The organism is Pseudomonas sp. MD195_PC81_125 (assembly GCF_014060985.1).
GTDB classification, from domain to species: Bacteria; Pseudomonadota; Gammaproteobacteria; order Pseudomonadales; family Pseudomonadaceae; genus Aquipseudomonas; species Aquipseudomonas parakoreensis.
Genome location: NZ_JABULD010000428.1, coordinates 1 through 1,191, shown reverse-complemented (window position 1 = coordinate 1,191; position 1,191 = coordinate 1). Strand labels below are relative to the sequence as shown.

The 1,191-nt window shown below is 57.3% G+C and carries 1 protein-coding gene; it reads left to right on the top strand.

What is annotated here, in order from left to right; translation table 11 throughout:
- Positions 1-1,040 (top strand): type I glutamate--ammonia ligase (glnA, locus tag HT737_RS17515; RefSeq protein WP_182403442.1); only part of this gene is annotated, 1,040 nt, incomplete at its 5' end.
- Positions 1,041-1,191: the final 151 nt, after the last annotated feature.

The window sequence follows — 1,191 nt, the reverse complement described above, 5'->3', positions numbered from 1 at the left end:
CCGTCTTCGCCGGTCCAGAACCAGAATTCTTCATCTTCGACGAAGTGAAGTTCAAGTCCGACATCTCCGGCTCGATGTTCAAAATCTACTCCGAGCAAGGTTCGTGGATGTCCGACCAGGACATCGAAGGCGGCAACAAAGGCCACCGTCCTGGTATCAAAGGCGGCTACTTCCCGGTTCCGCCGTTCGACCACGACCACGAAATCCGTACTGCCATGTGCAACGCACTGGAAGAGATGGGCCAGACCGTTGAAGTTCACCACCACGAAGTGGCGACTGCCGGTCAGAACGAAATCGGTGTCAAGTTCAACACCCTGGTGAAAAAAGCTGACGAAGTTCAGACCCTGAAATACGTTGTCCACAACGTTGCCGACGCTTACGGCCGCACTGCGACCTTCATGCCGAAGCCACTGTACGGCGACAACGGCTCGGGCATGCACGTACACATGTCCATCGCCAAAGACGGCAAGAACACCTTCGCTGGCGAAGGCTATGCCGGCCTGTCCGAAACCGCCCTGTACTTCATCGGCGGTATCATCAAGCACGGTAAGGCCCTGAACGGTTTCACCAACCCGGCCACCAACTCCTACAAGCGTCTGGTGCCAGGTTTCGAAGCGCCGGTGATGCTGGCTTACTCGGCTCGCAACCGCTCCGCCTCGATCCGTATTCCTTACGTCAACAGCCCACGCGGCCGTCGTATCGAAGCTCGCTTCCCGGATCCGGCTGCCAACCCGTACCTGGCTTTCGCAGCACTGCTGATGGCCGGTCTGGACGGTATCCAGAACAAGATCCACCCTGGCGATGCCGCTGACAAAAACCTGTACGACCTGCCGCCTGAAGAGGCGAAAGAGATCCCACAAGTTTGCGGCAGCCTGAAAGAAGCCCTGGAAGAGCTGGACAAGGGCCGTGCGTTCCTGACCAAGGGCGGCGTATTCTCCGACGACTTCATCGACGCTTACATCGCGCTGAAATCCGAAGAAGAAATCAAGGTTCGTACCTTCGTACACCCACTGGAATATGAGCTGTACTACAGCTGCTGATCCGGTAGCGCTGCGCTACGCAGCGTGACAAAAGAGGCCTCCTTCGGGAGGCCTTTTTATTGCCCACGATTTATGAAGCTACACAAATCCCCGGTGGGAGCGAGCCTGCTCGCGAATACGGTGGGTCATTGACGGGGATGGCGACCGCCTT